At 62.6% G+C, this 26512-nt stretch carries 32 protein-coding genes; all 32 read left to right on the plus strand.

Annotated elements, in window-relative coordinates; translation table 11 throughout:
- Window positions 1-38 precede the first annotated feature (38 nt).
- The 32 genes from secE to rpmD all read left to right on the plus strand — a co-directional run bounded on the left by secE (window position 39) and on the right by rpmD (window position 26509).
- Window positions 39-443, plus strand: a complete 405-nt coding sequence (gene secE, locus NMB40_RS01655; RefSeq protein ID WP_282247499.1) for a preprotein translocase subunit SecE — start codon at window positions 39-41, stop codon at window positions 441-443.
- A 10-nt stretch (window positions 444-453) separates the two neighbouring features.
- Window positions 454-1014: a transcription termination/antitermination protein NusG gene (gene nusG, locus NMB40_RS01660; protein WP_095364661.1), complete on the plus strand. Its 561-nt coding sequence runs from the start codon at window positions 454-456 to the stop codon at window positions 1012-1014.
- Window positions 1015-1213: 199 nt separating this feature from the next.
- On the plus strand, window positions 1214-1642 hold the full coding sequence (rplK, locus tag NMB40_RS01665; protein ID WP_282247498.1) for a 50S ribosomal protein L11: 429 nt from the start codon (window positions 1214-1216) through the stop codon (window positions 1640-1642).
- A 4-nt stretch (window positions 1643-1646) separates the two neighbouring features.
- Window positions 1647-2345, plus strand: coding sequence for a 50S ribosomal protein L1 (rplA, locus tag NMB40_RS01670; RefSeq protein WP_068849440.1), 699 nt, complete (start codon window positions 1647-1649; stop codon window positions 2343-2345).
- Window positions 2346-2678: 333 nt separating this feature from the next.
- Window positions 2679-3206: a 50S ribosomal protein L10 gene (gene rplJ / locus NMB40_RS01675; RefSeq protein ID WP_494359954.1), complete on the plus strand. Its 528-nt coding sequence runs from the start codon at window positions 2679-2681 to the stop codon at window positions 3204-3206.
- A 62-nt stretch (window positions 3207-3268) separates the two neighbouring features.
- On the plus strand, window positions 3269-3634 hold the full coding sequence (rplL, locus tag NMB40_RS01680; protein ID WP_494359955.1) for a 50S ribosomal protein L7/L12: 366 nt from the start codon (window positions 3269-3271) through the stop codon (window positions 3632-3634).
- Between the two features lie 267 nt (window positions 3635-3901).
- Entirely contained in the window at window positions 3902-8056 is a 4155-nt protein-coding gene (gene rpoB, locus NMB40_RS01685; RefSeq protein WP_282247495.1) for a DNA-directed RNA polymerase subunit beta, read from the plus strand.
- Between the two features lie 89 nt (window positions 8057-8145).
- Window positions 8146-12387, plus strand: coding sequence for a DNA-directed RNA polymerase subunit beta' (gene rpoC, locus NMB40_RS01690; protein WP_282247494.1), 4242 nt, complete (start codon window positions 8146-8148; stop codon window positions 12385-12387).
- Window positions 12388-12758: 371 nt separating this feature from the next.
- On the plus strand, window positions 12759-13133 hold the full coding sequence (rpsL, locus tag NMB40_RS01695; protein ID WP_025879344.1) for a 30S ribosomal protein S12: 375 nt from the start codon (window positions 12759-12761) through the stop codon (window positions 13131-13133).
- A 12-nt stretch (window positions 13134-13145) separates the two neighbouring features.
- Entirely contained in the window at window positions 13146-13613 is a 468-nt protein-coding gene (rpsG, locus tag NMB40_RS01700) for a 30S ribosomal protein S7 (protein WP_068849450.1), read from the plus strand.
- 136 nt (window positions 13614-13749) lie between these two features.
- Complete coding sequence (gene fusA / locus NMB40_RS01705) at window positions 13750-15891, plus strand: elongation factor G (protein WP_494359956.1); 2142 nt, start codon at window positions 13750-13752, stop codon at window positions 15889-15891.
- 52 nt (window positions 15892-15943) lie between these two features.
- Entirely contained in the window at window positions 15944-17134 is a 1191-nt protein-coding gene (gene tuf, locus NMB40_RS01710) for an elongation factor Tu (protein ID WP_448142067.1), read from the plus strand.
- Between the two features lie 336 nt (window positions 17135-17470).
- Complete coding sequence (rpsJ, locus tag NMB40_RS01715) at window positions 17471-17782, plus strand: 30S ribosomal protein S10 (RefSeq protein WP_010341589.1); 312 nt, start codon at window positions 17471-17473, stop codon at window positions 17780-17782.
- An 11-nt stretch (window positions 17783-17793) separates the two neighbouring features.
- A complete protein-coding gene (rplC, locus tag NMB40_RS01720) occupies window positions 17794-18444 on the plus strand; it encodes a 50S ribosomal protein L3 (protein WP_068849456.1) in 651 nt (216 codons plus the stop codon).
- Window positions 18445-18456: 12 nt separating this feature from the next.
- Window positions 18457-19062: a 50S ribosomal protein L4 gene (gene rplD / locus NMB40_RS01725; RefSeq protein WP_068849458.1), complete on the plus strand. Its 606-nt coding sequence runs from the start codon at window positions 18457-18459 to the stop codon at window positions 19060-19062.
- Entirely contained in the window at window positions 19059-19358 is a 300-nt protein-coding gene (rplW, locus tag NMB40_RS01730; RefSeq protein ID WP_068854553.1) for a 50S ribosomal protein L23, read from the plus strand. The genes rplD and rplW overlap by 4 nt, the downstream gene beginning before the upstream one ends.
- A 10-nt stretch (window positions 19359-19368) precedes the next feature.
- Window positions 19369-20196, plus strand: coding sequence for a 50S ribosomal protein L2 (rplB, locus tag NMB40_RS01735; RefSeq protein WP_068849460.1), 828 nt, complete (start codon window positions 19369-19371; stop codon window positions 20194-20196).
- A 6-nt stretch (window positions 20197-20202) separates the two neighbouring features.
- Window positions 20203-20472: a 30S ribosomal protein S19 gene (rpsS, locus tag NMB40_RS01740; protein WP_017355409.1), complete on the plus strand. Its 270-nt coding sequence runs from the start codon at window positions 20203-20205 to the stop codon at window positions 20470-20472.
- 12 nt (window positions 20473-20484) lie between these two features.
- A complete protein-coding gene (rplV, locus tag NMB40_RS01745) occupies window positions 20485-20820 on the plus strand; it encodes a 50S ribosomal protein L22 (RefSeq protein WP_017355410.1) in 336 nt (111 codons plus the stop codon).
- A 17-nt stretch (window positions 20821-20837) separates the two neighbouring features.
- A complete protein-coding gene (rpsC, locus tag NMB40_RS01750; protein ID WP_068849461.1) occupies window positions 20838-21572 on the plus strand; it encodes a 30S ribosomal protein S3 in 735 nt (244 codons plus the stop codon).
- Window positions 21573-21577: 5 nt separating this feature from the next.
- Window positions 21578-21991, plus strand: coding sequence for a 50S ribosomal protein L16 (rplP, locus tag NMB40_RS01755; protein WP_068849463.1), 414 nt, complete (start codon window positions 21578-21580; stop codon window positions 21989-21991).
- A complete protein-coding gene (rpmC, locus tag NMB40_RS01760) occupies window positions 21991-22176 on the plus strand; it encodes a 50S ribosomal protein L29 (RefSeq protein WP_068849465.1) in 186 nt (61 codons plus the stop codon). Before rplP ends, rpmC begins: the two co-directional genes overlap by 1 nt.
- 11 nt (window positions 22177-22187) lie before the next feature.
- Window positions 22188-22457: a 30S ribosomal protein S17 gene (rpsQ, locus tag NMB40_RS01765; RefSeq protein WP_193059172.1), complete on the plus strand. Its 270-nt coding sequence runs from the start codon at window positions 22188-22190 to the stop codon at window positions 22455-22457.
- Window positions 22458-22470: 13 nt separating this feature from the next.
- Window positions 22471-22839 carry a 50S ribosomal protein L14 gene (rplN, locus tag NMB40_RS01770; protein WP_017355415.1) on the plus strand — a complete coding sequence of 123 codons (369 nt, stop codon included), beginning with the start codon at window positions 22471-22473 and terminating at the stop codon, window positions 22837-22839.
- A gap of 16 nt (window positions 22840-22855) precedes the next feature.
- Window positions 22856-23173, plus strand: a complete 318-nt coding sequence (gene rplX, locus NMB40_RS01775) for a 50S ribosomal protein L24 (RefSeq protein WP_017355416.1) — start codon at window positions 22856-22858, stop codon at window positions 23171-23173.
- 11 nt (window positions 23174-23184) lie between these two features.
- Window positions 23185-23727, plus strand: coding sequence for a 50S ribosomal protein L5 (rplE, locus tag NMB40_RS01780; protein WP_068849470.1), 543 nt, complete (start codon window positions 23185-23187; stop codon window positions 23725-23727).
- An 18-nt stretch (window positions 23728-23745) separates the two neighbouring features.
- Window positions 23746-24051: a 30S ribosomal protein S14 gene (rpsN, locus tag NMB40_RS01785; RefSeq protein ID WP_068849472.1), complete on the plus strand. Its 306-nt coding sequence runs from the start codon at window positions 23746-23748 to the stop codon at window positions 24049-24051.
- 218 nt (window positions 24052-24269) lie between these two features.
- On the plus strand, window positions 24270-24668 hold the full coding sequence (rpsH, locus tag NMB40_RS01790) for a 30S ribosomal protein S8 (protein WP_017355419.1): 399 nt from the start codon (window positions 24270-24272) through the stop codon (window positions 24666-24668).
- 18 nt (window positions 24669-24686) lie between these two features.
- On the plus strand, window positions 24687-25214 hold the full coding sequence (rplF, locus tag NMB40_RS01795; protein WP_282246922.1) for a 50S ribosomal protein L6: 528 nt from the start codon (window positions 24687-24689) through the stop codon (window positions 25212-25214).
- Window positions 25215-25270: 56 nt separating this feature from the next.
- Window positions 25271-25624, plus strand: a complete 354-nt coding sequence (gene rplR / locus NMB40_RS01800) for a 50S ribosomal protein L18 (protein ID WP_019186158.1) — start codon at window positions 25271-25273, stop codon at window positions 25622-25624.
- 158 nt (window positions 25625-25782) lie between these two features.
- Complete coding sequence (rpsE, locus tag NMB40_RS01805) at window positions 25783-26325, plus strand: 30S ribosomal protein S5 (protein ID WP_038690276.1); 543 nt, start codon at window positions 25783-25785, stop codon at window positions 26323-26325.
- Entirely contained in the window at window positions 26318-26509 is a 192-nt protein-coding gene (gene rpmD, locus NMB40_RS01810; protein WP_282246924.1) for a 50S ribosomal protein L30, read from the plus strand. The genes rpsE and rpmD overlap by 8 nt, the downstream gene beginning before the upstream one ends.
- The last annotated feature ends 3 nt before the right edge of the window (window positions 26510-26512 follow it).

Raw genomic sequence — 26512 nt, forward strand, 5'->3', positions numbered from 1 at the left:
CCTTCCAGCGGCCATGCCGCCACAGCAGCCAGAGCCGGATGAACAGCAAGATCGAGCATTCCAAGGACACCTCCACCGGGGGTGACATCGTCAAATACGCCGCCGCAGTGCTCCTGGCACTTGCGGGTCTTTTTGCGTGGTTCTGGTTCGGCATGCCCGAGCATGCGGCCCAGAGTGCCTGGTCCGGTCCCCTGCGTGGCCTGGGTGTCGCCGTCGGCCTGGCCGCCGGCTTTGGCGTGTTCATGCTGACCGCCAAGGGTCGCGATACCCGTGAATTCCTTTCCGAATCCCGTTTCGAGCTGCGCAAGGTGGTCTGGCCGACGCGCCAGGAAGCCATCCGCATGACGTGGGTGGTGATGGTCGTGGTGATCATCCTCAGCCTGCTGCTCGGCGGCTTTGATTTCTTGATTCAGAAAGCGATCCAGTTGTTCCTGGGTCGATAAGGAGAAACCTGTGAAGCGTTGGTATGTCGTTCACGCCTATTCAGGCTTCGAAAAGTCGGTGGCGCAGGATCTGCGCGGCCGTATCGAGCGTCAAGAAAAGCAGGAATTCTTCGGTGACGTGCTGGTCCCGACCGAGGAAGTGGTTGAAATGCGTTCCGGCCAGAAGCGCCGTTCCGAGCGCAAGTTCTTCCCCGGTTACGTCCTGGTCCAGATCGAGACGCACGAAGAGAACGGCATTCCCCGGATCGAGAGCGAAAGCTGGCATCTGGTCAAGGAAACGCCCAAGGTGCTGGGCTTCATCGGCGGTACCGCCGATCGCCCGCTGCCGATCGCGGACCACGAGGCCGAGGCCATCCTGAACCGCGTTCAGGAAGGTGTCGAGAAGCCCCGTCCGAAGGTGCTGTTCGAGCCGGGCCAGATGGTCCGCGTCACCGAAGGCCCGTTCAACGACTTCAATGGCGTCGTGGAAGAGGTCAACTACGAGAAGAGCCGCCTGCGCGTCTCGGTGCTGATCTTCGGTCGCGCCACCCCGGTCGAGCTCGAGTTCGGCCAGGTCGAAAAGGCCACCTGATCCGGCCGTCGCGCGCATTCACGCGGCGGGCTGAAAATCTGATATAGTGCGCGGCTTCCTGCCAGGAAGCTGGCAAAAGCAATGGGCCGCCGTGAGGTGGCCTTCTGCATGAATTCAAAAACGCGATGCCGGGACGCGTGATTCCCGGTCCGATGGGGAGCCTGTGGTCGCAAGGCGCTAGCACCCGGAGAGTATTCACATGGCAAAGAAAGTAATTGGTTACATCAAGCTGCAGGTGAAGGCCGGTCAGGCCAACCCCTCGCCGCCGGTCGGTCCCGCGCTGGGTCAGCGTGGCCTGAACATCATGGAGTTCTGCAAGGCCTTCAATGCCGCCACGCAGAAGCTCGAGCCGGGTCTGCCGGTTCCGGTGATCATCACGGCCTATTCGGACCGTACGTTCACCTTCATCACCAAGAGCACCCCGGCCACCACGCTGCTGAAGAAGGCCGCTGGCGTGACCTCGGGCTCCAAGCGCCCGAACACCGACAAGATCGGCAAGGTGACCCGCAAGCAGCTGGAAGAGATCGCCAAGGCGAAGGAAGCTGACCTGACGGCCGCCGACCTGGACGCCGCCGTGCGCACGATCGCTGGTTCTGCCCGTTCCATGGGCCTTGTGGTAGAGGGTTAAGAAGATGGCACAGACCAAGCGTGAGAAGGCCATCCAGGCCGCCGTCGTCCCGGGCAAGGCTTATGCCTTCGAGGACGCAATCAAGATCCTGAAGACCGCCACCAAGGCCAAGTTCGTCGAGTCCTTCGACGTTGCCGTGCGCCTGGGCGTGGACGCCAAGAAGTCCGACCAGCAGGTGCGCGGTTCGACCGTGCTGCCGGCCGGTACCGGCAAGAGCGTGCGCGTTGCGGTGTTCGCACCGGCCGGTGCCAAGGCTGACGAAGCCCTGGCCGCTGGCGCCGAAGCCGTCGGCATGGACGACCTGGCCGAGAAGATGCAGGCCGGCGATCTGAACTACGACGTCGTCATCGCCACCCCGGACGCCATGCGCGTCGTGGGTAAGCTGGGCACCGTGCTCGGCCCGCGCGGCCTGATGCCGAACCCGAAGGTCGGCACCGTGTCGGCCAACCCGGGCGAAGCCGTCAAGAACGCCAAGTCGGGCCAGGTGCGTTACCGCACCGACAAGGCCGGCATCATCCACTGCACCATCGGCAAGGCCGACTTCGCCGAAGACGCGCTGAAGTCGAACCTGCAGGCGCTGCTGCTGGACCTGATCAAGGCCAAGCCGGCTACCTCGAAGGGCACCTACCTGCAGAAGGTTTCGGTCAGCTCGACGATGGGCCCGGGCGTCACCGTCGACCAGTCGTCGCTGACCCTGAAGTAATCGTTTCAAGCGGGTACGCGGTTTCGGCCGCGTATCCGTGACATTTGAAGGCAATCCGAGCGGGTCTGTCCCGTGACGATAGCCGTCAAAGACCGCAGGGGTGGTGGGCGCAAGCCGGCCGCTTAATCGATTCCCCCGGGGATCACCCTGCGTAGATGGTGCCCTTCTGGAGTTTTCTGGTTCACGCACGTCTGGGTTCACCCAGGTTGGCCATCCAGGTCTAGAACGGCCCACCCTTGGAACATCGCCCCGATGTTCCCGGCGTCCAGGAAGGATGCTGCCCAGGACCGCACACGGCAGGAGCCGTAAGCGGAGTTCAATTGGAGGAGTGCAATGGCTCTCAATCTGTCCCAGAAGCAAGCAGTAGTAGCCGAGGTCGCGGAAGTCGCTGCCCAGGCTCACTCCTTGATTGCAGCACATTACGCCGGCACCACGGTCGCGCAGATCACCAAGATGCGCGAACAGGCCCGTAAGGAAGGCGTGTTCTTGAAAGTTGTCAAGAACACCCTGGCCGAACGTGCGGTGAAGGGTACTGAATTCGAAACCGCAGCGGCCCAGTTCACCGGCCCGATGCTGTTCGCGTTCTCGCTCGACGAGCCCGGCGCTGCCGGTCGCGTCATCAAGGAAGCCGCCAAGACCAACGACAAGCTGCAGCCGCAGCTGGTTGTGATCGGTGGCGAAGTGTTCCCGGCAAGCCACGTTGACGTGCTGGCTTCGTTGCCGACCCGCGATCAGGCCCTGGCCATGCTGGCCCGTGTCCTGTGCGAACCGGTCACGATGTTCGCCCGCGCCGTCAAGGCCGTTGGCGAGAAGCAGGAAGGTGGCGCTGTCGCCGCCGAGCCGGCTGCCGAAACTGCCTGAGTCGCTGTTTACGTGGTTCCTGATGGAACCTGAACCCAGAAAATTATCCAAAGGTATTCAAAATGTCCCTTACCACCGACCAGATCGTTGAAGCCATTGCCGCCAAGTCCCTGATGGAAGTCATGGAACTGGTGAAGGCCATCGAAGAAAAGTTCGGCGTCTCCGCCGCTGCCCCGGTTGCCGTTGCCGCCGCTGGCCCGGCTGCTGCCGTTGAAGAACAGACCGAATTCACCGTGTCGCTGAAGAGCGCCGGCGACAAGAAGGTCGACGTCATCAAGGCTGTCCGCGCCATCACCGGCCTGGGCCTGAAGGAAGCCAAGGACCTCACCGAAGCCGGTGGCGTCCTGAAGGAATCGGCTTCGAAGGAAGAAGCCGAGAAGATGAAGAAGGACCTGGAAGCTGTCGGCGCGACTGTCGAAGTCAAGTAAGCAGCTCCTTGCGTCGCCATCGAATCACGGCGATGCAGCAAAGGCTGGGGGCGTAAGCCCCCGGCCTTTGGTCGTTGTTGCGACAACAGCTGTAGGGCCGACTGTTAGTCGGCTGCTCTACCGGCCCCGGCCGGCGAGTTGGTAGTTGGAAGTAGCGGGAGAAGGCGTGCTGGTGCCGGCAATACCAGCGACTTCCAACTGACAATTTTCATGTTCCCTTCGGGCCACGCCTCCATGGCGGGGCCCGCACAGCCAAGGTGAGACCCCATGACGTCATATTCGTTCACCGAAAAAAAGCGTATCCGCAAGGATTTCGGCAAGCAGCGCTCGATCCTCGAAGTGCCGTTCCTGCTCGCCATCCAGGTGGATTCCTACCGCGAATTCCTGCAGGAAAACGTGGATCCGGCCAAGCGCCGTGATCTCGGCCTGCACGCGGCCCTGAAGTCGGTGTTCCCGATCGCCAGCTACAGCGGCAACGCTGCGCTGGAATACGTGGGCTACAAGCTGGGCGACCCGGTCTTCGACGAGCGTGAATGCCGCCAGCGTGGCATGAGCTACGGCGCGCCGCTGCGCGTGACCGTGCGCCTGGTGATCTACGACCGCGAGTCGTCCACCAAGGCCATCAAGTACGTGAAGGAGCAGGAGGTCTACCTCGGCGAAATCCCGCTGATGACCGACAACGGCACCTTCATCGTCAACGGCACCGAGCGCGTCATCGTCTCGCAGCTGCACCGTTCGCCGGGCGTGTTCTTCGACCACGACCGTGGCAAGACCCACAGCTCGGGCAAGCTGCTGTACAGCGCCCGCATCATCCCGTATCGCGGTTCCTGGCTGGACTTCGAGTTCGATCCGAAGGACGCGCTGTTCACCCGTATCGACCGTCGCCGCAAGCTGCCGGTGTCGATCCTGCTGCGTGCGCTGGGCTACAGCAACGAAGAGATGCTGGCCGAGTTCTTCGAGATCAACACCTTCCACATCAATCCCGATGAAGGCGTGCAGCTCGAACTGGTTGCCGAGCGCCTGCGCGGCGAGACCCTGAACTTCGACCTGGCCGACGGCGACAAGGTCATCGTCGAAGCCGGCAAGCGCATCACCGCGCGCCACGTCAAGCAGCTGGAAGCCTCGGGCATTGCCGCCCTGGCCGTGCCGGACGATTACATCGTCGGCCGCATCCTGTCCCACGACGTGGTCGACGCCGGTACCGGCGAACTGCTGGCCCAGGCCAACGACGAAATCACCGACGAGCAGCTGCAGGCCTTCCGCAAGGCCGGCGTGGATGCCGTGGGCACCCTGTGGGTGAACGATCTGGATCGTGGCCCGTACCTGTCCAACACCCTGCGCATCGATCCGACCAAGACCCAGCTCGAAGCGCTGGTCGAAATCTATCGCATGATGCGTCCGGGCGAGCCGCCGACCAAGGACGCCGCGCAGAACCTGTTCCACAACCTGTTCTTCACCTTCGAGCGCTACGACCTGTCCACGGTTGGCCGCATGAAGTTCAACCGTCGTGTCGGCCGCAAGGAAGTCACCGGTGAAGCAGTGCTGTACGACCGCAAGTACTTCGGCGAGCGCAACGACGAAGAGTCCAAGCGCCTGGTCGCCGAGCACGGCGACAGCTCCGACATCCTGGACGTGATCAAGGTCCTCACCGAGATCCGCAACGGTCGCGGCGTGGTCGATGACATCGATCACCTGGGCAACCGTCGCGTGCGTTCGGTCGGCGAAATGGCCGAGAACGTGTTCCGCGTGGGCCTGGTCCGCGTCGAGCGCGCGGTCAAGGAGCGCCTGTCGATGGCCGAATCCGAAGGCCTGACCCCGCAGGAGCTGATCAACGCCAAGCCGGTTGCCGCTGCGATCAAGGAATTCTTCGGCTCCTCGCAGCTGTCGCAGTTCATGGACCAGAACAACCCGCTGTCGGAAGTCACGCACAAGCGTCGCGTCTCGGCCCTGGGCCCGGGCGGCCTGACCCGTGAGCGTGCCGGCTTCGAAGTGCGCGACGTGCACCCGACCCATTACGGCCGCGTCTGCACCATCGAAACGCCGGAAGGCCCGAACATCGGCCTGATCAACTCGCTGGCCGTGTACGCCCGCACCAACCAGTACGGCTTCCTGGAAACCCCGTACCGCAAGGTGCACGACGGCAAGGTCTCCGACGAGATCGAGTTCCTGTCGGCCATCGAAGAAAACGAATACGTCATTGCCCAGGCCAACGCCCTGACCGACGCCAAGAGCATGCTCACCGAGCAGTTCGTGCCGTGCCGGTTCCAGGGTGAGTCGCTGCTCAAGCCGCCGGCGGAAGTCCACTTCATGGACGTCTCGCCGATGCAGACCGTGTCGATCGCAGCGGCGCTGGTTCCGTTCCTGGAACACGATGACGCCAACCGTGCACTGATGGGCGCCAACATGCAGCGCCAGGCCGTGCCGACCCTGCGTGCGCAGAAGCCGCTGGTGGGTACCGGTATCGAACGCGCCGTGGCCCGTGACTCGGGTGTGACCGTGAACGCCCGTCGTGGCGGCGAGATCGTGCAGATCGACGCCGGCCGCATCGTGGTCAAGGTCAACGAAGTGGAAATCACCGACGCCAGCGATGCTGGCGTGGATATCTACAACCTGATCAAGTACACCCGTTCCAACCAGAACACCTGCATCAACCAGCGTCCGCTGGTGGAAGTGGGCAACGTGGTGGCACGTGGCGACGTGCTGGCCGATGGTCCGTCCACCGACATCGGCGAACTGGCCCTGGGCCAGAACATGCTGATCGCCTTCATGCCGTGGAACGGCTACAACTTCGAAGACTCCATCCTGCTCTCCGAGCGCGTGGTGGAAGAAGATCGTTACACCACGATCCACATCGAAGAGCTGACCTGCGTTGCGCGTGACACCAAGCTGGGGCCGGAGGAAATCTCCGCCGACATCCCGAACGTGTCCGAGCAGGCCCTGAACCGCCTGGATGAGTCGGGCGTGGTGTACATCGGTGCCGAAGTCCGCGCCGGCGACATCATGGTCGGCAAGGTCACCCCGAAGGGCGAAAGCCAGCTGACCCCGGAAGAGAAGCTGCTCCGCGCGATCTTCGGTGAGAAGGCGTCGGACGTGAAGGACAGCTCGCTGCGCGTGCCGCCGGGCATGGACGGCACCGTCATCGACGTGCAGGTCTTCACCCGCGACGGCATCGAGAAGGACAAGCGTGCGCGCCAGATCGAGGAAAGCGAGATCAAGCGCGTCAAGAAGGACTTCGACGACCAGTTCCGCATCCTGGAAGGCGCCATCTACGCACGCCTGCGTTCGCAGATCGTGGGCAAGGTCGCCAACGGCGGTGCCAACCTGAAGAAGGGCGACACCATCACCGACGCCTACCTGGACGGCCTGAAGAAGGCTGACTGGTTCGTGCTGCGCATGAAGGACGACGACGCTTCCGAAGCCATCGAACGCGCCCAGAAGCAGATCCAGGCGCACGAGAAGGAATTCGAGCGTCGCTTCGCCGACAAGCGCGGCAAGATCACCGCCGGCGACGACCTCGCCCCGGGCGTGCTGAAGATGGTCAAGGTGTTCCTGGCCGTGAAGCGCCGCATCCAGCCGGGCGACAAGATGGCAGGCCGCCACGGCAACAAGGGTGTGGTCTCCAACGTGGTGCCGGTCGAGGACATGCCGTACATGGCCTCGGGCGAGACCGTGGACATCGTGCTGAACCCGCTGGGCGTGCCGTCGCGCATGAACATCGGCCAGATCCTGGAAGTGCACCTGGGCTGGGCCGCAAAGGGCCTGGGCCGCAAGATCCAGGGCATGCTCGAGGCACAGGCCGCGATCAACGACCTGCGCAAGTTCCTGGACGACGTGTACAACCACGACAAGACCCAGCACGCCAACCACGTCGACCTGACCCAGTTCAGCGACGAGGAGCTGCTGCGCCTGGCCGGCAACCTGACCGACGGCGTGCCGATGGCCACCCCGGTGTTCGACGGTGCCACCGAAGCTGAAATCAAGCACATGCTTGCCCTGGCTGACCTGCCGCTCAGCGGCCAGACCCAGCTGTATGACGGTCGTACCGGCGAGGCATTCGATCGCCACACCACCGTGGGCTACATGCACTACCTGAAGCTGAACCACCTGGTCGACGACAAGATGCACGCCCGTTCGACCGGTCCGTACTCGCTCGTTACCCAGCAGCCGCTGGGCGGCAAGGCGCAGTTCGGCGGCCAGCGCTTCGGTGAAATGGAAGTCTGGGCGCTGGAAGCCTACGGCGCGGCCTACACCCTGCAGGAAATGCTGACGGTGAAGTCCGATGACGTGCAGGGCCGCAACCAGATGTACAAGAACATCGTCGACGGTGAGCACGAGATGGTCGCGGGCATGCCGGAATCCTTCAACGTGCTCGTGAAGGAAATCCGCTCGCTGGCCATCAACATGGAACTGGAAGACAACTGATCGTGCAGGCGCGGCTGCCCCGGCAGCCGCGCCGCCGGATGTGACCTGACAGCCCCATCGACAAGATTTCCTCCTTTCGGAGAAACACCATGAAAGACCTGCTCAACCTCTTCAACCAGCAGCGCCAGACGCTGGACTTCGACGCGATCAAGATCGCGCTGGCCTCGCCGGACCTGATCCGTTCGTGGTCCTTCGGCGAAGTGAAGAAGCCGGAAACCATCAACTACCGTACCTTCAAGCCGGAGCGTGACGGCCTGTTCTGCGCCGCCATCTTCGGACCGGTCAAGGACTACGAGTGCCTGTGCGGCAAGTACAAGCGCATGAAGCACCGCGGCGTGGTCTGCGAAAAGTGCGGCACCGAAGTGACCCTGGCCAAGGTGCGCCGCGAGCGCATGGGCCACATCGACCTGGCCTCGCCGGTCGCGCACATCTGGTTCCTCAAGTCGCTGCCGTCGCGCATCGGCCTGATGCTGGACATGACCCTGCGTGACATCGAGCGCGTGCTGTACTTCGAAGCCTACGTGGTGACCGAGCCGGGCCTGACCGCCCTGGAGCGCCGCCAGCTGCTGACCGAAGAACAGTACCTGCAGGCACGCCAGGAGCACGGCGACGACTTCGACGCCGCCATGGGCGCCGAGGCCGTGTACGAACTGCTGCGCACCATCGACCTGCAGTCGGAAATGACCCGCCTGCGCGAAGAAATCGCCAGCACCGGTTCGGAAACCAAGCTCAAGCGCCTCACCAAGCGCATCAAGCTGGTCGAAGCCTTCCTGGAATCGGGCAACCGCCCGGAGTGGATGGTCATGACCGTGCTGCCGGTGCTGCCGCCGGACCTGCGTCCGCTGGTGCCGCTGGATGGTGGCCGCTTCGCGACCTCCGACCTGAACGACCTGTACCGCCGCGTCATCAACCGCAACAACCGCCTGCGCCGCCTGCTCGAGCTGAACGCGCCGGACATCATCGTGCGCAATGAAAAGCGCATGCTGCAGGAATCGGTCGATGCGCTGCTGGACAACGGCCGCCGCGGCCGTGCCATCACCGGCACCAACAAGCGCCCGCTGAAGTCGCTGGCCGACATGATCAAGGGCAAGCAGGGTCGCTTCCGCCAGAACCTGCTGGGCAAGCGCGTCGACTACTCGGGCCGTTCGGTCATCGTGGTCGGTCCGTACCTGCGCCTGCACCAGTGCGGCCTGCCGAAGAAGATGGCGCTCGAGCTGTTCAAGCCGTTCGTGTTCGCCAAGCTGCAGCGTCGTGGCCTGGCCACCACCATCAAGGCCGCCAAGAAGCTGGTCGAGCGCGAAGAAGCCGAAGTCTGGGACATCCTGGAAGAGGTCATCCGCGAACACCCGGTGATGCTGAACCGTGCGCCGACCCTGCACCGCCTGGGCATCCAGGCGTTCGAGCCGGTGCTGATCGAAGGCAAGGCCATCCAGCTGCACCCGCTGGTCTGCACCGCGTTCAACGCCGACTTCGACGGTGACCAGATGGCCGTCCACGTGCCGCTCTCGCTGGAAGCCCAGCTGGAAGCGCGTGCGCTGATGATGTCCACCAACAACATCCTGTCGCCGGCCAACGGCGAGCCGATCATCGTGCCGTCGCAGGACGTGGTGCTGGGTCTGTACTACATGACCCGCGCCCTGGAAAACAAGAAGGGCGAGGGCATGGCCTTCGCCAACATCGCCGAAGTGAAGCGTGCCTATGACAACCGCGTGGTGGAACTGCACGCCAAGGTCAAGGTCCGCATCACCGAAGTGGTGACCGACGAAAACGGCGACAAGCAGAACAAAACCTCGATCGTGGACACCACGATCGGTCGCGCCCTGCTGGCCGAAATCCTGCCGGAAGGCCTGCCGTTCGCGCTGGCCAACACCGAGCTGACCAAGAAGAACATCAGCCGCCTGATCAACTCCAGCTACCGCCAGCTGGGCCTGAAGGACACGGTCGTGTTCGCCGACAAGCTGATGTACACCGGCTTTGCCTACGCAACCCGTGCAGGCGTGTCGATCGGCATCGACGACATGCTGATCCCGGACGAGAAGCGTGGCATCCTCACCGAGGCCGAAGCCGAAGTGCTGGAAATCCAGGAGCAGTACCAGTCGGGCCTGGTTACCGCCGGCGAGCGCTACAACAAGGTGGTCGACATCTGGTCGCGTACCAATGAACGCATCGCCAAGGCGATGATGGACACCATTGGTACCGAGAAGGTGGTCAACGCCAAGGGCGAGACCATCGACCAGAAGTCGATGAACTCGCTGTACATCATGGCCGACTCCGGTGCCCGTGGTTCGCAGGCGCAGATCCGCCAGCTGGCCGGCATGCGTGGCCTGATGGCCCGTCCGGATGGCTCGATCATCGAAACGCCCATCAAGGCGAACTTCCGTGAAGGCCTGAACGTGCAGGAGTACTTCAACTCCACCCACGGTGCCCGTAAGGGTCTGGCCGATACCGCGCTGAAGACCGCCAACTCGGGTTACCTGACCCGTCGTCTGGTGGACGTGGCGCAGGACGTGGTCATCACCGAGGTGGATTGCGGTACCTCCGAAGGCCTGACCATGACCCCGATCGTGGAAGGCGGCGACGTCGTGGAGCCGTTGAAGGACCGCGTGCTGGGTCGTGTCGTGGCCGAGGACGTGTTCCTGCCGGGCAACGACGAAGATCCGATCGTGACCCGCAACACCCTGCTCGACGAAGCCTGGGTGGCCAAGCTGGAAGACGCCGGCGTGCAGAGCATCAAGGTGCGCTCCACGATCAGCTGCGAATCGGCGTTCGGCGTGTGCGGCCACTGCTACGGTCGCGACCTGGCCCGTGGCCACCTGGTCAACATCGGTGAAGCGGTGGGCGTCATCGCCGCGCAGTCGATCGGTGAGCCGGGTACCCAGCTGACCATGCGTACCTTCCACATCGGTGGTGCGGCATCGCGTGCGGCCGCCGTGGACAACATCACGGTCAAGACCACCGGTTCGGTGAAGTTCAACAACCTCAAGTCCGTCGAACACGCCAGCGGTTCGCTGGTGGCGGTCTCGCGCTCGGGTGAAATCTCGGTGCTCGATGCCCACGGCCGTGAGCGTGAGCGTTACAAGCTGCCGTACGGCTCGATGATCGCGTCCAAGGACGGCGATGCAGTGAAGGCTGGCCAGACCGTGGCCAACTGGGATCCGCATAACCACCCGATCGTGTCCGAAGTAGCCGGTTTCATTCGCTTCATCGACTTCATCGACGGCGTCACCGTCATCGAGAAGACCGACGAACTGACCGGCCTGGCCTCGCGCGAAATCACCGACCCGAAGCGTCGTGGCTCGCAGGCCAAGGAGCTGCGCCCGATCGTGCGCATCGTGGATGCCAAGGGCAATGACCTGACCATCCCGAACACCGACCTGCCGGCCCAGTACCTGCTGCCGCCGCGTTCCATCGTCAACCTGCAGGACGGCGCCGCCGTCGGCGTGGGCGACGTGGTCGCCAAGATCCCGCAGGAAGCGTCCAAGACCCGCGACATCACCGGTGGTCTGCCGCGCGTGGCCGATCTGTTCGAAGCACGCAAGCCGAAGGATCCGGCGATCCTGGCCGAGCGTTCGGGCATCATCAGCTTCGGCAAGGACACCAAGGGCAAGCAGCGCCTGATCATCAAGGACACCGATGGTTCGGAACACGAAGAGCTGATCCCGAAGTACCGCCAGGTGATCGTGTTCGAAGGCGAGCACGTGACCAAGGGCGAAACCATCGTGGACGGCGAGCCGAGCCCGCAGGACATCCTGCGCCTGCTGGGTGTCGAACCGCTGGCTGCCTACCTGGTCAAGGAAATCCAGGACGTGTACCGCCTGCAGGGCGTGAAGATCAACGACAAGCACATTGAAGTGATCACCCGCCAGATGCTGCGCAAGGTCGAGATCACCGACCAGGGCAGCAGCAAGTTCCTGAATGGCGAGCAGGCCGAGCGCCAGCGCGTCATCGAGGAAAATGCACGCCTGGCCACCCGCAACGAGCTGATCGCCCGTTTCGATCCGGTCCTGCTGGGCATCACCAAGGCATCGCTGGCCACCGAATCGTTCATCTCGGCGGCCTCGTTCCAGGAAACCACCCGCGTGCTGACCGAAGCTGCCGTCCGCGGCACCTCCGACAACCTGCGCGGCCTGAAGGAAAACGTCATCGTCGGCCGCCTGATCCCGGCCGGTACCGGCCTGGCTTACCACGCCAACCGTCGTCGCAACGCCTCCGGGCTGACCGAGTCGGAAATGCAGACCCTGTCCGGCACGCCGGCGGTGGCTGAAGTGGTGCCGGCTGCCCCGGTGGCAGTGGAATCGACCGAAGCCGAATCAGCCTCGGGCGAGGAATGAGAAAGCCGGTCCGGCCTTCGGGCCGGACCACCTTCGGGTAGCGGCCGACCGTTGGTCGGACGACATTCGAAGGGGTAGGGCGCCACCGTTGGTGGTGCCGAACCCACCTTGTCGGTGGCGTAACCGCCACCAATAGGGTAGGATGCCGGCCGGTCCTCGAAAGGGGGCCGGTTTGACAACCTGAACGGGGGGCATGGAAAAGGCTCCCCTGTAACGGCCCGGGATCAGGGCTGGCTTGGCGTGTGCGCGGTTGACTGCGTTTTCGCCGGGTTGCTACAATCGTCTGTCTCAGCAGGCCGGTTTCTCGCCTGCTCGCACATATCCGCATTCATGGCCTGTTTTCATCGGGCCTCTCTCAGAAGAACTTACTGATGGCGACGATCAATCAGCTTGTCCGCAAGCCGCGGCAGGCAACCACTTACAAGAGTGCCTCCCCGGCTCTTGAAAAGTGCCCCCAGCGCCGTGGCGTCTGCACGCGCGTGTACACCACCACTCCGAAGAAGCCGAACTCGGCGCTTCGCAAGGTTGCCAAGGTTCGCCTGACCAACCAGGAAGAAGTGATTAGCTACATCGGCGGCGAAGGCCACAACCTGCAGGAGCACTCCGTGGTCCTGATCCGTGGCGGTCGCGTCAAGGATCTGCCGGGTGTGCGTTACCACACTGTGCGTGGCTCGCTGGACGCCTCCGGCGTTGCCAAGCGTCGCCAGGGCCGTTCCAAGTACGGCGCCAAGCGTCCGAAGAGCTAAGGGAAAGTACACATGTCTCGTAAAGGTAATACGCCGCAGCGCTCTGTCCTGCCGGATCCGAAGCACGGAAGTGAAACCATCGCGCGCTTCATCAACATGGTGATGCTGAGCGGCAAGAAGTCGGTCGCTGAAAAGATCGTCTATGGCGCCATGGACGTGATCAGCGAAAAGAACCCGAACTCCATCGAGCTGGTGCAGAAGGCTCTGGACAACGTGGCTCCGTCGGTCGAAGTGAAGTCCCGCCGCGTCGGCGGTGCGACCTACCAGGTGCCGGTCGAAGTGCGTTCGTCGCGCAAGATGGCCCTGGCCATGCGCTGGCTGATCGACTCCGCCCGCAAGCGTGGTGAGAACACCATGCCGAAGAAGCTGGCTGCAGAACTGCTGGATGCCTCGGAAAACCGTGGTGGCGCCATCAAGAAGCGCGAAGAAACCCACCGCATGGCCGAAGCCAACAAGGCCTTCGCCCACTACCGCTGGTGAGTTTGACGGCCTTGTAAAACAGGCACGGCAGCACCATTAAGGTGCTGCCTCGCGGCCCCAGAAGGGCTGCGCCAATCCGAAGGCCGCCGAAAGGCGGCGTTCGGCCATCCGAATTCCAAGAAATTGAGAGGCTCCCGTGGCCCGCACCACTCCCATCGAGCGTTACCGCAATTTCGGCATCATGGCCCACATCGATGCCGGCAAGACCACCACGTCCGAGCGCATCCTGTTCTACACCGGCAAGAGCCACAAGATCGGTGAAGTGCACGACGGCGCCGCCACCATGGACTGGATGGAGCAGGAGCAGGAGCGTGGCATCACGATCCAGTCCGCTGCGACCACCGCGTTCTGGAAGGGCATGGACAAGTCCCTGCCGGAGCACCGCTTCAACATCATCGATACCCCCGGGCACGTCGACTTCACCATCGAAGTGGAGCGCTCGCTGCGCGTGCTCGACGGTGCGGTGTTCGTGCTGTGTGCCGTCGGTGGCGTGCAGCCGCAGTCCGAAACCGTGTGGCGCCAGGCCAACCGGTACAAGGTGCCGCGCATTGCGTTCGTCAACAAGATGGACCGCACCGGCGCCAACTTCACCAAGGTCGTTGGCCAGCTGAAGGCCAAGCTCGGCGCCACCGCCGTGCCGATGCAGCTGCCGATCGGCGCTGAAGAAGGCTTCAAGGGCGTCGTCGACCTGATCAAGATGAAGGCCATCCATTGGGATGAAGCCTCGCAGGGCATGAAGTTCGAGTACCTGGAAATCCCGGCCGACATGAAGGACGCCGCCGAAGAGGCGCGCACCTTCATGATCGAGGCTGCGGCTGAAGCCAGCGAAGAGCTGATGGAAAAGTACCTGGGCGGCGAAGAGCTGACCGAGGCTGAAATCATCGAAGCCCTGCGCGTGCGCACCCTGGCCACCGACATCGTGCCGATGTACTGCGGCTCGGCGTTCAAGAACAAGGGCGTGCAGGCCATGCTGGACGGCGTGGTGCAGCTGCTGCCGTCGCCGATCGACGTGCCGGACGTGACCGGTACCGACGTCGATGACGAAACCGTTGCGCTGAGCCGCAAGTCCGACGACAAGGCGCCGTTCTCGGCGCTGGCCTTCAAGATCATCACCGACCCGTTCGTGGGCGCGCTGACCTTCTTCCGTGTCTACTCGGGCACGCTGAACGCTGGCGACCAGCTGCTGAACTCGGTGAAGGGCAAGAAGGAGCGCATCGGCCGCATCCTGCAGATGCACTCCAACGATCGCGAAGAGATCAAGGAAGTGCTGGCCGGTGACATCGCCGCGGCCGTGGGCCTGAAGGACACCACCACCGGTGACACGCTGTGCTCGCAGGAGCACCCGATCATCCTGGAGCGCATGGTGTTCCCGGAGCCGGTCATCTCGATGGCCGTCGAACCGAAGACCAAGTCCGACCAGGAAAAGATGGGTCTCGCCCTTGGCCGCCTGGCCCAGGAAGATCCGTCGTTCCGCGTCAAGACCGACGAAGAATCCGGCCAGACCATCATCTCGGGCATGGGCGAGCTGCACCTGGACATCATCGTTGACCGCATGAAGCGCGAGTTCAACGTTGAAGCCAACGTGGGCAAGCCGCAGGTGGCCTACCGCGAAACCATCCAGCTGGCCGACGTGAAGTCGGATTACAAGCACGCCAAGCAGTCCGGTGGTAAGGGTCAGTACGGTCACGTCGTGATCGAACTGTCGCCGATCACCGCTGAAGACCGTGCCGATCCGAAGATCGCGCCGAACATCAAGGACGATTTCCTGTTCGTCAACGACATCACCGGTGGCGTGATTCCGAAGGAATTCATCCCGTCGATCGAAAAGGGCCTGCGCGAAACCATCACCAGCGGTCCGCTGGCTGGCTTCCCGGTCGTGGACGTGAAGGTGAAGCTGGTGTTCGGCTCGTACCATGACGTCGACTCCTCGGAAATGGCGTTCAAGCTGGCGTCGTCGATGGCCTTCAAGCAGGGCTTCGCCAAGGCCAAGCCGGTCCTGCTCGAGCCGATCATGAAGGTCGAGATCGTGACCCCGGAGGATTACCAGGGTGACGTGATGGGCGACGTGAGCCGCCGTCGTGGCGTGCTGCAGGGTTCGAGCACCACCGGTGACGGTTCGGCCAGCATCATCAACGCGATGATCCCGCTGGGTGAAATGTTCGGTTACGCCACCTCGCTGCGTTCGCAGACCCAGGGTCGCGCAACGTTCACGATGGAATTCGACCACTACGAGCCGGCGCCGAACAACATCGCCGACACCGTGATCAAGAAGGCCTGAGCGTAAGCTCAGGTCCTCCTCTCCTTCTTTCTGATATCCAAGGTATACAACAATGGCAAAGGGTAAGTTCGAGCGCACCAAGCCGCACGTCAACGTCGGCACCATCGGTCACGTCGATCATGGCAAGACCACGCTGACCGCCGCACTGACCAAGATCGGTGCAGAGCGCTTCGGTGGCGAGTTCAAGGATTACTCCGCGATCGACGCCGCGCCGGAAGAAAAGGCCCGTGGCATCACGATCTCGACCGCACACGTCGAATACGAATCCACCGAGCGTCACTACGCCCACGTCGATTGCCCGGGCCATGCTGACTACGTCAAGAACATGATCACCGGTGCTGCCCAGATGGACGGCGCGATCCTGGTCTGTTCGGCTGCTGACGGCCCGATGCCGCAGACCCGCGAGCACATCCTGCTGTCGCGCCAGGTCGGCGTGCCGTACATCGTCGTGTTCCTGAACAAGGCCGACATGGTGGACGACGCCGAGCTGCTGGAACTGGTCGAAATGGAAGTCCGCGAGCTGCTGAGCAAGTACGACTTCCCGGGCGACGACACCCCGATCATCGCGGGTTCGGCCCGACTGGCGCTGGAAGGCGACCAGAGCGAGATCGGCGTGCCGGCCATCATCAAGCTGGTCGAGGCGCTGGACACCTGGATCCCGCTGCCGGAGCGTGACGTGGACAAGACCTTCCTGATGCCGGTGGAAGACGTGTTCTCGATCTCGGGCCGCGGCACCGTGGTGACCGGTCGTATCGAGCGCGGCGTGATCAAGGTCGGCGAAGAAATCGAAATCGTCGGTATCCGCGACACCCAGAAGACCACCGTGACCGGTGTGGAAATGTTCCGCAAGCTGCTGGACCAGGGCCAGGCAGGCGACAACGCCGGTCTGCTGCTGCGCGGCACCAAGCGTGACGACGTCCAGCGCGGTCAGGTTCTGTGCAAGCCGGGTTCGATCAAGCCGCACACCGAGTTCGAAGGCGAAGTGTACGTGCTGTCGAAGGACGAAGGCGGCCGTCACACCCCGTTCTTCAACGGCTACCGCCCGCAGTTCTACTTCCGTACCACCGATATCACTGGCGCCGCCAAGCTGCCGGAAGGCGTCGAGATGGTGATGCCGGGTGACAACGTGAAGATGGTCGTGACCCTGATCAACCCGGTCGCGATGGATGAAGGCCTGCGTTTCGCCATTCGTGAAGGCGGTCGTACCGTCGGCGCCGGCGTGGTCTCCAAGATCATCAAGTAATCTGCTAGACTCTGCGCCCCGATGTTGCCTGGGTAGGGCATCGGGGTAGCAACACAAACGGGAAAAGAGGCGCAGGACGCACCTCGTGTTCCCCAGACCAGGAAGGGTCGCGCCATTCAGGCAGTGTCAACAGGACCCCCTGTTGACCGCCGCGTTGTATGCGCGCTATACTTTTTGTCTGGGCAGATCGGGAGACCGGTCTGCCTCGATTTTTGAGGTCTACGGAAAGATCTTGTCGCCGCGCAGGAATGTGCGGCGTCCGCATTCAGGATATTCATGGGACAAGGCAACCCAGAGGCCTTGTCCGTCGCTCTTTTAACGAAGGAACCTACCGCCATGGCGGACCAAAAGATCCGGATTCGGTTGAAGGCGTTCGATCATCGTTTGATCGACCGTTCGGCCAGCGAGATCGTTGAAACGGCAAAGCGGACCGGCGCGCAAGTGCGTGGCCCGATCCCGCTGCCGACCAAGATCGAGCGTTACACCATTCTCGTCTCGCCGCACGTCGACAAGGACGCGCGTGACCAGTACGAGACCCGCACGCACAAGCGCGTGCTCGACATCGTCGACCCCAACGACAAGACCGTGGACGCGCTGATGAAGCTCGAACTGGCTGCCGGCGTCGACGTTCAGATCAAGCTGACCTGAGGACTACGACCATGACGAAGAAATATTCGTTGGGCTTCGTGGGCCGCAAGGCTGGCATGAGCCGCGTGTTCACCGAAGATGGCCAGGCCATCCCGGTGACCCTGATTGAAGCTACCCCGAACCGCATCGCGCAGATCAAGACCGTCGAAGCTGACGGCTACAGCGCCGTGCAGGTGACCGTCGGCGCGCGTCGCGCTGCCCTGGTCAACAAGCCGGAAGCCGGCCACTTCGCCAAGGCGAAGGTGGAAGCGGGTCGTGGCCTGTGGGAATTCCGCGTTGAAGACGCGCAGCTCGGCGATTTCGCCGTTGGCGGCGAAGTCAAGGCGGACATCTTTGAAGTTGGCCAGAAGGTCGACGTCCAGGGTGTCACCAAGGGTAAGGGCTTCCAGGGCACCATCAAGCGCTACAACTTCCGTATGGGCGATGCAACCCACGGTAACTCGCTGTCGCATCGCGCGCCGGGTTCGCTGGGCCAGCGCCAGACCCCGGGTCGCGTTTTCCCGGGCAAGAAGATGTCGGGCCACATGGGTGCCGTGCAGCAGAGCACGCAGAACCTGGAAGTTGTCAAGGTCGACGTCGAACGCGGTCTGATCGCGATTCGTGGCGCCGTGCCTGGCGCTGCGGGTGGTGACGTGATCGTGCGTCCGGCTAGCAAGGCATAAGGAGAGATGACGATGGAACTCGTTATCACGGGTAGCAACAACAAGGTCTCGGTCTCCGATGCCGTGTTCGGTCGCGATTTCAGCGAAGATCTGGTCCACCAGGTCGTCGTTGCCTATCGCAATGCCGGTCGCGCCGGCACCAAGGCACAGAAGACTCGTTCTGAAGTGGCTGGTACCACCAAGAAGTCGAAGAAGCAGAAGGGCGGCGGTGCGCGTCATGGCGCGCTGACGGCTCCGATCTTCGTCGGCGGCGGTGTCACCTTCGCGGCCAAGCCGCGCAGCTTCGAACAGAAGGTCAACCGCAAGCAGTACCGTGCCGCCATGTGCGCGATCCTGTCCGAGCTGAACCGCCAGGGCCGTCTGACCATCGTGGAGTCCTTCGATGTCGAAGCGACCAGCACGAAGGCTCTGATCGCCAAGCTGGCCGGCCTGGAAGTGGGCAAGCGCCCGCTGATCGTCACCGAGGAAGCCACCGAACACCTGTACCTGTCGGCCCGCAACATTCCCTACGTGGAAGTGCGTGACGTGCAGGGCCTGGATCCGGTGTCGCTGGTCGGTGCCGACACGGTCGTCATCACCGCTGACGCGGTCAAGAAGGTCGAGGAGTGGCTGGCATGAACAGCAACGAAAAAATCTTCAGCGTGCTGCGTGCTCCGCGAGTCTCCGAAAAGACCGCGCGCCTGCAGGAACATTCCAACCAGTATGTCTTCGAGATCTCGAACGAAGCGACCAAGGCCGACGTGAAGGCCGCGGTAGAGCAGTTGTTCGACGTCAAGGTCGAAGCGGTCAACGTGCTGAACGTGAAGGGCAAGAACAAGTCCTTCCGTAACCGCACCGGCCGCCGCGGCGATTGGCGCAAGGCGTACGTGCGTCTCGCCGATGGCCAGTCCATCGATGTAACGGCCAAGGCCTGAGGTACATCCCATGCCATTGATGAAATTCAAGCCCACTTCCCCCGGCCGCCGTTCGGCCGTGCGCGTGGTTACGCCCGATCTGCACAAGGGCGCACCGCACGCAGCGTTGCTGGAGCCGAAGAGCAATACCGGTGGTCGTAACCACCACGGTCGCATCACCACCCGTCACGTGGGCGGTGGTCACAAGCAGCATTACCGTCTGATTGACTTCAAGCGCAACAAGGAAGGCATTCCGGCGCGCGTGGAACGCATCGAATACGATCCGAACCGCACCGCCCATATCGCCCTGCTGTGCTACGTCGACGGCGAGCGCCGTTACATCATCGCACCGAAGGGCCTGAAGGCCGGTGACCAGGTGATCGCGGGTTCGGATGCGCCGATCAAGACCGGCAACACCCTGCCGCTGCGCAACATCCCGGTTGGTACCACTGTCCACGGCATCGAACTGAAGCCGGGCAAGGGTGCCCAGATCGCGCGTGCCGCCGGCGCTGCCGTGCAGCTCGTCGCTCGTGAAGGCGTCTTCGCCACCCTGCGCCTGCGCTCGGGTGAAATGCGCAAGGTGCCGGTCGAGTGCCGCGCAACGATCGGTGAAGTCGGCAACGACGAACACAACCTGGAAAAGCTGGGCAAGGCTGGCGCCAAGCGCTGGCGCGGTGTCCGCCCGACCGTTCGTGGTGCTGCCATGAACCCGGTTGACCACCCGCACGGTGGTGGTGAGGCGAAGGCCGGCCAGGGTAATCCGCATCCGGTCACCCCGTGGGGTGTCCCGACCAAGGGTTACAAGACGCGCAAGAACAAGCGCACCCAGCAATTCATCGTCCGCGATCGTAGGGGCTAATCGACCATGGCACGTTCACTCAAGAAGGGCCCGTTCGTCGATCACCACCTCGTCAAGAAGGTGGAGGCCGCTGCGGGTAGCAAGAAGCCGATCAAGACCTGGTCGCGCCGTTCGATGATCCTGCCGGAAATGGTAGGCATCACCATCGCCGTTCATAACGGTAAGAACCACGTTCCGGTGCTCGTCAACGAGAACATGGTCGGCCACAAGCTCGGCGAATTTGCCATCACCCGGACCTTCAAGGGTCACGGTGGTGACAAGAAGTCGGGCAAGTAAGGAGAGATGACAATGGAAGCGAAAGCAATCCTGCGCTCCGCGCGCATCTCTGCGCAGAAAGCCCGCCTGGTCGCTGACCAGGTGCGCGGCCTGCCGGCCGAGCGTGCGGTAAACCTGCTGAAGTTCTCGGACAAGAAGGCTGCCCACCTGATCAAGAAGGTGGTGGAGTCGGCTATTGCCAATGCCGAGAACAACCAGGGCGCCGACGTCGACGAGCTTAAGGTTCAGACCATCATGGTTGATGAAGGTCCGACCCTGAAGCGTTTCATGGCGCGGGCGAAAGGCCGCGGCACCCGCATCCTCAAGCGCACCAGCCACATCACTGTGGTTGTGGGCGCCGGCAAGTAAGCGGAAAGGAAAACACCATGGGTCATAAAGTTCATCCGATTGGTATCCGCCTCGGCATCTCCAAGGACTGGAACTCCAAGTGGTACGCCAACAAGGCCGAGTTCGCTGGTTATCTGGCGGCCGACCTGAAGGTGCGGGACATGCTGCGCAAGAAGCTCGCGCAGGCCGGCATCAGCAAGATCCTCATCGAACGTCCGGCGAAGACCGCCCGCGTGACGATCCATACCGCCCGTCCGGGCGTGGTGATCGGCAAGCGTGGTGAGGACATCGAGAAGCTGCGCAAGGAAGTGAGCGAAATGATGGGCGTCCCGGCGCACATCAACGTCACTGAAGTGCGCAAGCCCGAGCTGGACGCACAGCTGGTTGCCGAGTCGATCGCGCAGCAGCTGGAGCGTCGCATCATGTTCCGCCGCGCAATGAAGCGCTCGGTCGGCAACGCGATGCGCCTCGGTGCCCTGGGCATCAAGGTCAACGTCGGTGGCCGCTTGAACGGTGCTGAAATCGCCCGTTCGGAGTGGTACCGCGAAGGCCGCGTGCCGCTGCACACGCTGCGTGCCGACATCGACTATGGCTTCGCTGAAGCCAAGACGACCTACGGCATCATCGGCATCAAGGTCTGGATCTACAAGGGCGAGGTTTTCGATTTCTCCCAGGTTGGCCAGGAAAAGCAGGACGACACCCCGTCGCGCAACGATCGTAACGATCGCGGCGACCGCGGTGACCGTCAGCGCCCGGCCCGTGAAGCGAGGTAACGACAATGTTGCAACCCAAGCGAACCAAGTACCGCAAGGTACACAAGGGCCGTAACGATGGCCTGAGCTGGAGCGCCAACGCTGTCAGCTTCGGCGAATACGGCCTGAAGGCAACCGCCCACGGTCAGCTGACCGCGCGCCAGATCGAAGCGGCCCGCCGCTCGATCAGCCGCTACGTCAAGCGCGGTGGCAAGATGTGGATCCGAGTGTTCCCCGACAAGCCGATCACCAAGAAGCCCATCGAAGTCCGAATGGGTTCTGGTAAGGGCAACGTGGAGTACTGGGTAGCCCAGATCCAGCCCGGCCGCATGATCTATGAAATTGAAGGTGTGGGTGAAGACGTGGCACGCGAGGCGTTCCGCCTGGCAGCTGCCAAGCTCTCCGTGACCACCACTTTCGTGACCCGGACGGTGATGTGATGGATATCAAACAACTTCGCGAAAAGTCGGCTGACGACCTGAAGTCCCATTTGGTTGACCTGCGTAAGGAGCAGTTCTCGCTCCGCATGCAGCAGGTCACCGGGCAGCTGCCGAAGACTCACGAAACCCGCCGGGTCCGCCGCGAGATTGCTCGCGTCAAGACCCTGCTCGGCAGCAACAAGTAAGGATGGCCGCGATGAGCGACAATACTGAAAACAAGCAGCTGCGCACGGTCGAAGGCCGTGTCGTCAGCAACAAGATGGACAAGACGGTCACCGTGCTGGTGGAGCGCCTGGTCAAGCACAAGCTTTACGGCAAGTACTTGAAGCGTTCGACCAAGCTGCACGCGCACGATGCCGACAACGCCTGCAATGAAGGCGATGTCGTGCTGGTGACCGAAATTGCTCCGATGTCCAAGACCAAGAACTGGCGCGTGGTGGAAGTCATCACGCGTGCGGCTCAATAAGGAGATCTGACTCATGATCCAGATGCAGAGCTACCTCGAGGTCGCGGACAATTCCGGTGCCAAGGAAGTGATGTGCATCAAGGTGCTGGGCGGCTCCAAGCGTCGCTACGCACACATCGGTGACATCATCAAGGTCACCGTGAAGGATGCAATTCCGCGCGGCAAGGTCAAGAAGGGTGAAGTGTTCGACGCCGTCGTGGTGCGTACCCGCAAGGGTGTGCGTCGCGCCGATGGCTCGCTGATCCGTTTCGACGCCAATGCCGCGGTCCTGCTCAACAACAAGCAAGAGCCGATCGGCACCCGCATCTTCGGGCCGGTGACCCGTGAACTTCGTTCCGAGAAGTTCATGAAGATCGTCTCGCTCGCTCCCGAAGTGCTGTGAGCGACAGGAGATAATCATGGCTAACCGTATCAAGAAGGGCGACCAGGTCGTCGTCAACACCGGCAAGGACAAGGGCAAGCAGGGCGAAGTCGTCCGCGTCGACGGCGATCGTGTGATCGTCGCCAACGTGAACATCGTCAAGCGCCACACCAAGCCGAACCCGCAGGCAGGCGTTGCCGGCGGCGTGGTCGAGCGTGAAGCGTCGATCCATATCTCCAACGTGAATGTGCTCAACCCGGCTTCGGGCAAGGGCGAGCGCGTTGGCTTCAAGGTGCTGGAGGATGGACGCAAACTGCGTGTGTTCCGCTCCAGCGGTGAGGCGCTCGACGCCTGAGGAATGAGAAGATGAGTTCCCGTCTCGAAAAGTTCTACCAGGAAGAAGTGGTGCCGGCGCTGATGAAGCAGTTCGGCTACACCAATCCGATGCAGGTTCCCCGCCTGGTCAAGGTCACCCTGAACATGGGTGTCGGCGAAGCGGCGACCAACAAGAAGATCCTGGAAAATGCCGTCGCCGACATGGCCAAGGTCTCCGGCCAGAAGCCGATCGTGACCAAGTCCCGCGTCTCGGTGGCTTCGTTCAAGATCCGCGATGGTTGGCCGATCGGCTGCAAGACCACGCTGCGTCGTGCCAAGATGTATGAGTTCCTGGATCGCCTGATCAACATCTCGCTGCCGCGCGTGCGCGACTTCCGTGGTGTCTCGGGTCGTTCCTTCGACGGTCGCGGCAACTTCAACATGGGTGTGAAGGAACAGATCATCTTCCCGGAAATCGACTTCGACGCTGTCGACGCGATCCGCGGCATGGATATCGCCATCACCACCACCGCCAAGACCGATGCGGAAGCGAAGGCGCTGCTTGCAGCGTTCAAGTTCCCGTTCCGTAACTGATACGTCGAGGAATCCGAAATGGCAAAGACCTCCATGGTCAACCGCGACCTGAAGCGTGCGAAGCTGGCCGTCAAGTACGCCGGCAAGCGTGAAGAGCTGAAGAAGATCATCTCCAGCACGACCGCTTCGTACGAAGAGAAGGAACAGGCCGTGATCAAGTTGCAGAAGCTGCCGCGCGATTCGTCGCCGAGCCGCCACCGCAACCGTTGCGAACTGTCGGGCCGCCCGCGTGGCGTGTACAGCAAGTTCGGCCTGGGCCGCAACAAGCTGCGCGAAGCCACCATGCGTGGTGACGTGCCGGGCCTGCGCAAGGCCAGCTGGTAAGGGATTCGTCCCTGCAGTACGGGGTGGGCCTGTTCAGGTTCACCCCGACTTGAAGAGTCCGACCCCGGTCGGGCTCTTTTTGTCGTATACTCCCGCGTCTCACCCGGCTGTACAGGGTGGGGTAGGGCGCAACACCCGAACGACGGGCCTCCAGGCCCATTTCAGAAATAGCAAGATTTTCGCGAAAGCGGATATCGGTGCACTCAAAGGTATCGACTATGAGCATGACTGATCCCATCGCCGACCTGCTGGTACGCATCAAGAATGCGGCCGCAGTTGGCAAGCAGACGGTGAAAGCACCGTCCTCCAAGATCAAGGTTGCAATCGCAGAAGTGTTGAAGGCCGAAGGCTACATCACCGACCTGCGCGTGACCAAGACCGAGAACAACAAGGCCGAGCTTGAAATCGTCCTGAAGTATTTCGAGGGCAAGCCGGTCATCGAGACCCTGAAGCGCTTCTCGCGTTCGGGTCTGCGCCAGTACCGTGGCAAGTCCGAGCTGCCGAAGGTCCTGAACGGCCTGGGCATCTCCATCATCTCCACCTCCAAGGGCATCATGACTGATGCGCAGGCGCGCCAGTTGGGCGTCGGCGGCGAAGTCCTGTGCTTCGTGGCCTAAGGCGAGAAGGAAACCACTATGTCCCGCGTAGCCAAGAAGCCGGTCAACCTGCCCAAGGGCGTTGAACTGAACATCCAGCCGGAATCCGTCAGCGTGAAGGGCCCGAAGGGCACCCTCAGCCTGCCGAAGGTGGCTGGCGTTGAAATTTCCGTGAACGACGGCGTTGCCACCCTGGCCGCCAGCAATGACGACCTGGTTGCCCTCGCTGGCACCGTGCGCGCCATCCTGGCCAACATGGTCAAGGGCGTCACCGAAGGCTTCGAGCGCAAGCTTGAGCTGGTCGGCGTCGGTTACCGCGCCACCATGCAGGGCAAGGACCTGAGCCTCGCGCTCGGTTTCTCGCACCCGGTTGTGTACGTGGCGCCGGAAGGCATCACGCTGTCGACCCCGACCCAGACCGAAATCCTGGTCCAGGGCACCGACAAGCAGCTGGTGGGCGAAGTTGCCGCCAAGATCCGCGCTTACCGCAAGCCGGAGCCCTACAAGGGCAAGGGTGTGAAGTACGCCGGCGAAGTCATCATTCGTAAGGAAGCCAAGAAGGCGTAAGGGCGAATCCCCTTCGTGGGGAAGAATCCTGTCTTCAGCTTTCAAGGAAAAAGATCATGAACAAGAACATTGCTCGCCTGCGTCGCGCCAAGTCCACCCGCGCACACATCCGTGTCCTCGGCGTGCCGCGTCTGTCGGTGCTGCGCACCGGTCAGCACCTGTACGCCCAGGTCTTCACCGCCGACGGCTCCAAGGTGCTGGCTGCTGCCAACACCACCCAGGCCGACGTCAAGGAAGGCCTGAAGAACGGCAAGAACAGCGACGCCGCCGCCAAGGTCGGCAAGCTGGTTGCCGAGCGCGCCAAGGCTGCGGGCATCGAGAAGGTCGCTTTCGACCGCTCGGGCTACCGCTACCACGGCCGCATCAAGGCACTGGCCGATGCAGCCCGCGAAGGCGGCCTGCAGTTCTAAGGGATAAGGAAGCGGGGCTGGTCCCCGCTTCCGCCTGCCTGCCGGCACGGGTTGTGCCGGGCGGCGTCCTTCTTCTGCAGGGGCGTTCGATCCACTGCGTCATTCCACAGCTATAAGCGGCCCTGAGCCGTACATACCCAATCAATCAAGGAATCAACATGGCAGAAGAACGTCAGCAGCGGGGTCGCGATCGCGACCGTAACCGCGAAGAGAAAGTCGACGACGGCATGATCGAAAAGCTGGTCGCGGTCAACCGCGTCAGCAAGACCGTCAAGGGCGGTCGTCAGTTCACCTTCACCGCACTGACCGTGGTCGGTGACGGCGCAGGCAAGGTTGGCTTCGGCTACGGCAAGGCGCGTGAAGTGCCGGTCGCGATCCAGAAGTCGATGGAGCAGGCTCGCAAGAACCTGGCCGACGTCGATCTGAACAACGGCACCCTGTGGCACCCGGTGAAGTCCGGCCACGGCGCAGCCCGCGTGTTCATGATGCCGGCTTCGGAAGGTACCGGCGTCATCGCCGGCGGTGCCATGCGCGCCGTGCTGGAAGCCGTTGGCGTCAAGAACGTGCTGGCCAAGGCCGTCGGTTCGCGCAACCCGATCAACCTGGTTCGCGCCACGCTGAAGGGTCTGTCCGAAATGCAGTCGCCGGCCCGCATCGCGGCCAAGCGCGGCAAGAAGGTGGAGGATCTCAACCATGGCTAATGACACCGTCAAGACCGTCAAGGTCCGTCTGGTTGGCGGCCTGCGTGGCACCCAAGCGCGTCACCGCCTGTCGGTGCGTGCCCTGGGCCTGAACAAGCTCAACGATGTGCGTGAACTGAAGGACAGCCCGCAGGTTCGCGGCCTGATCAACAAGGTCCACTACCTCGTCAAGGTTGAGGAATAATCC

The sequence above is a fragment of the Stenotrophomonas sp. FBCC-B152 genome (genome assembly GCF_059134105.1).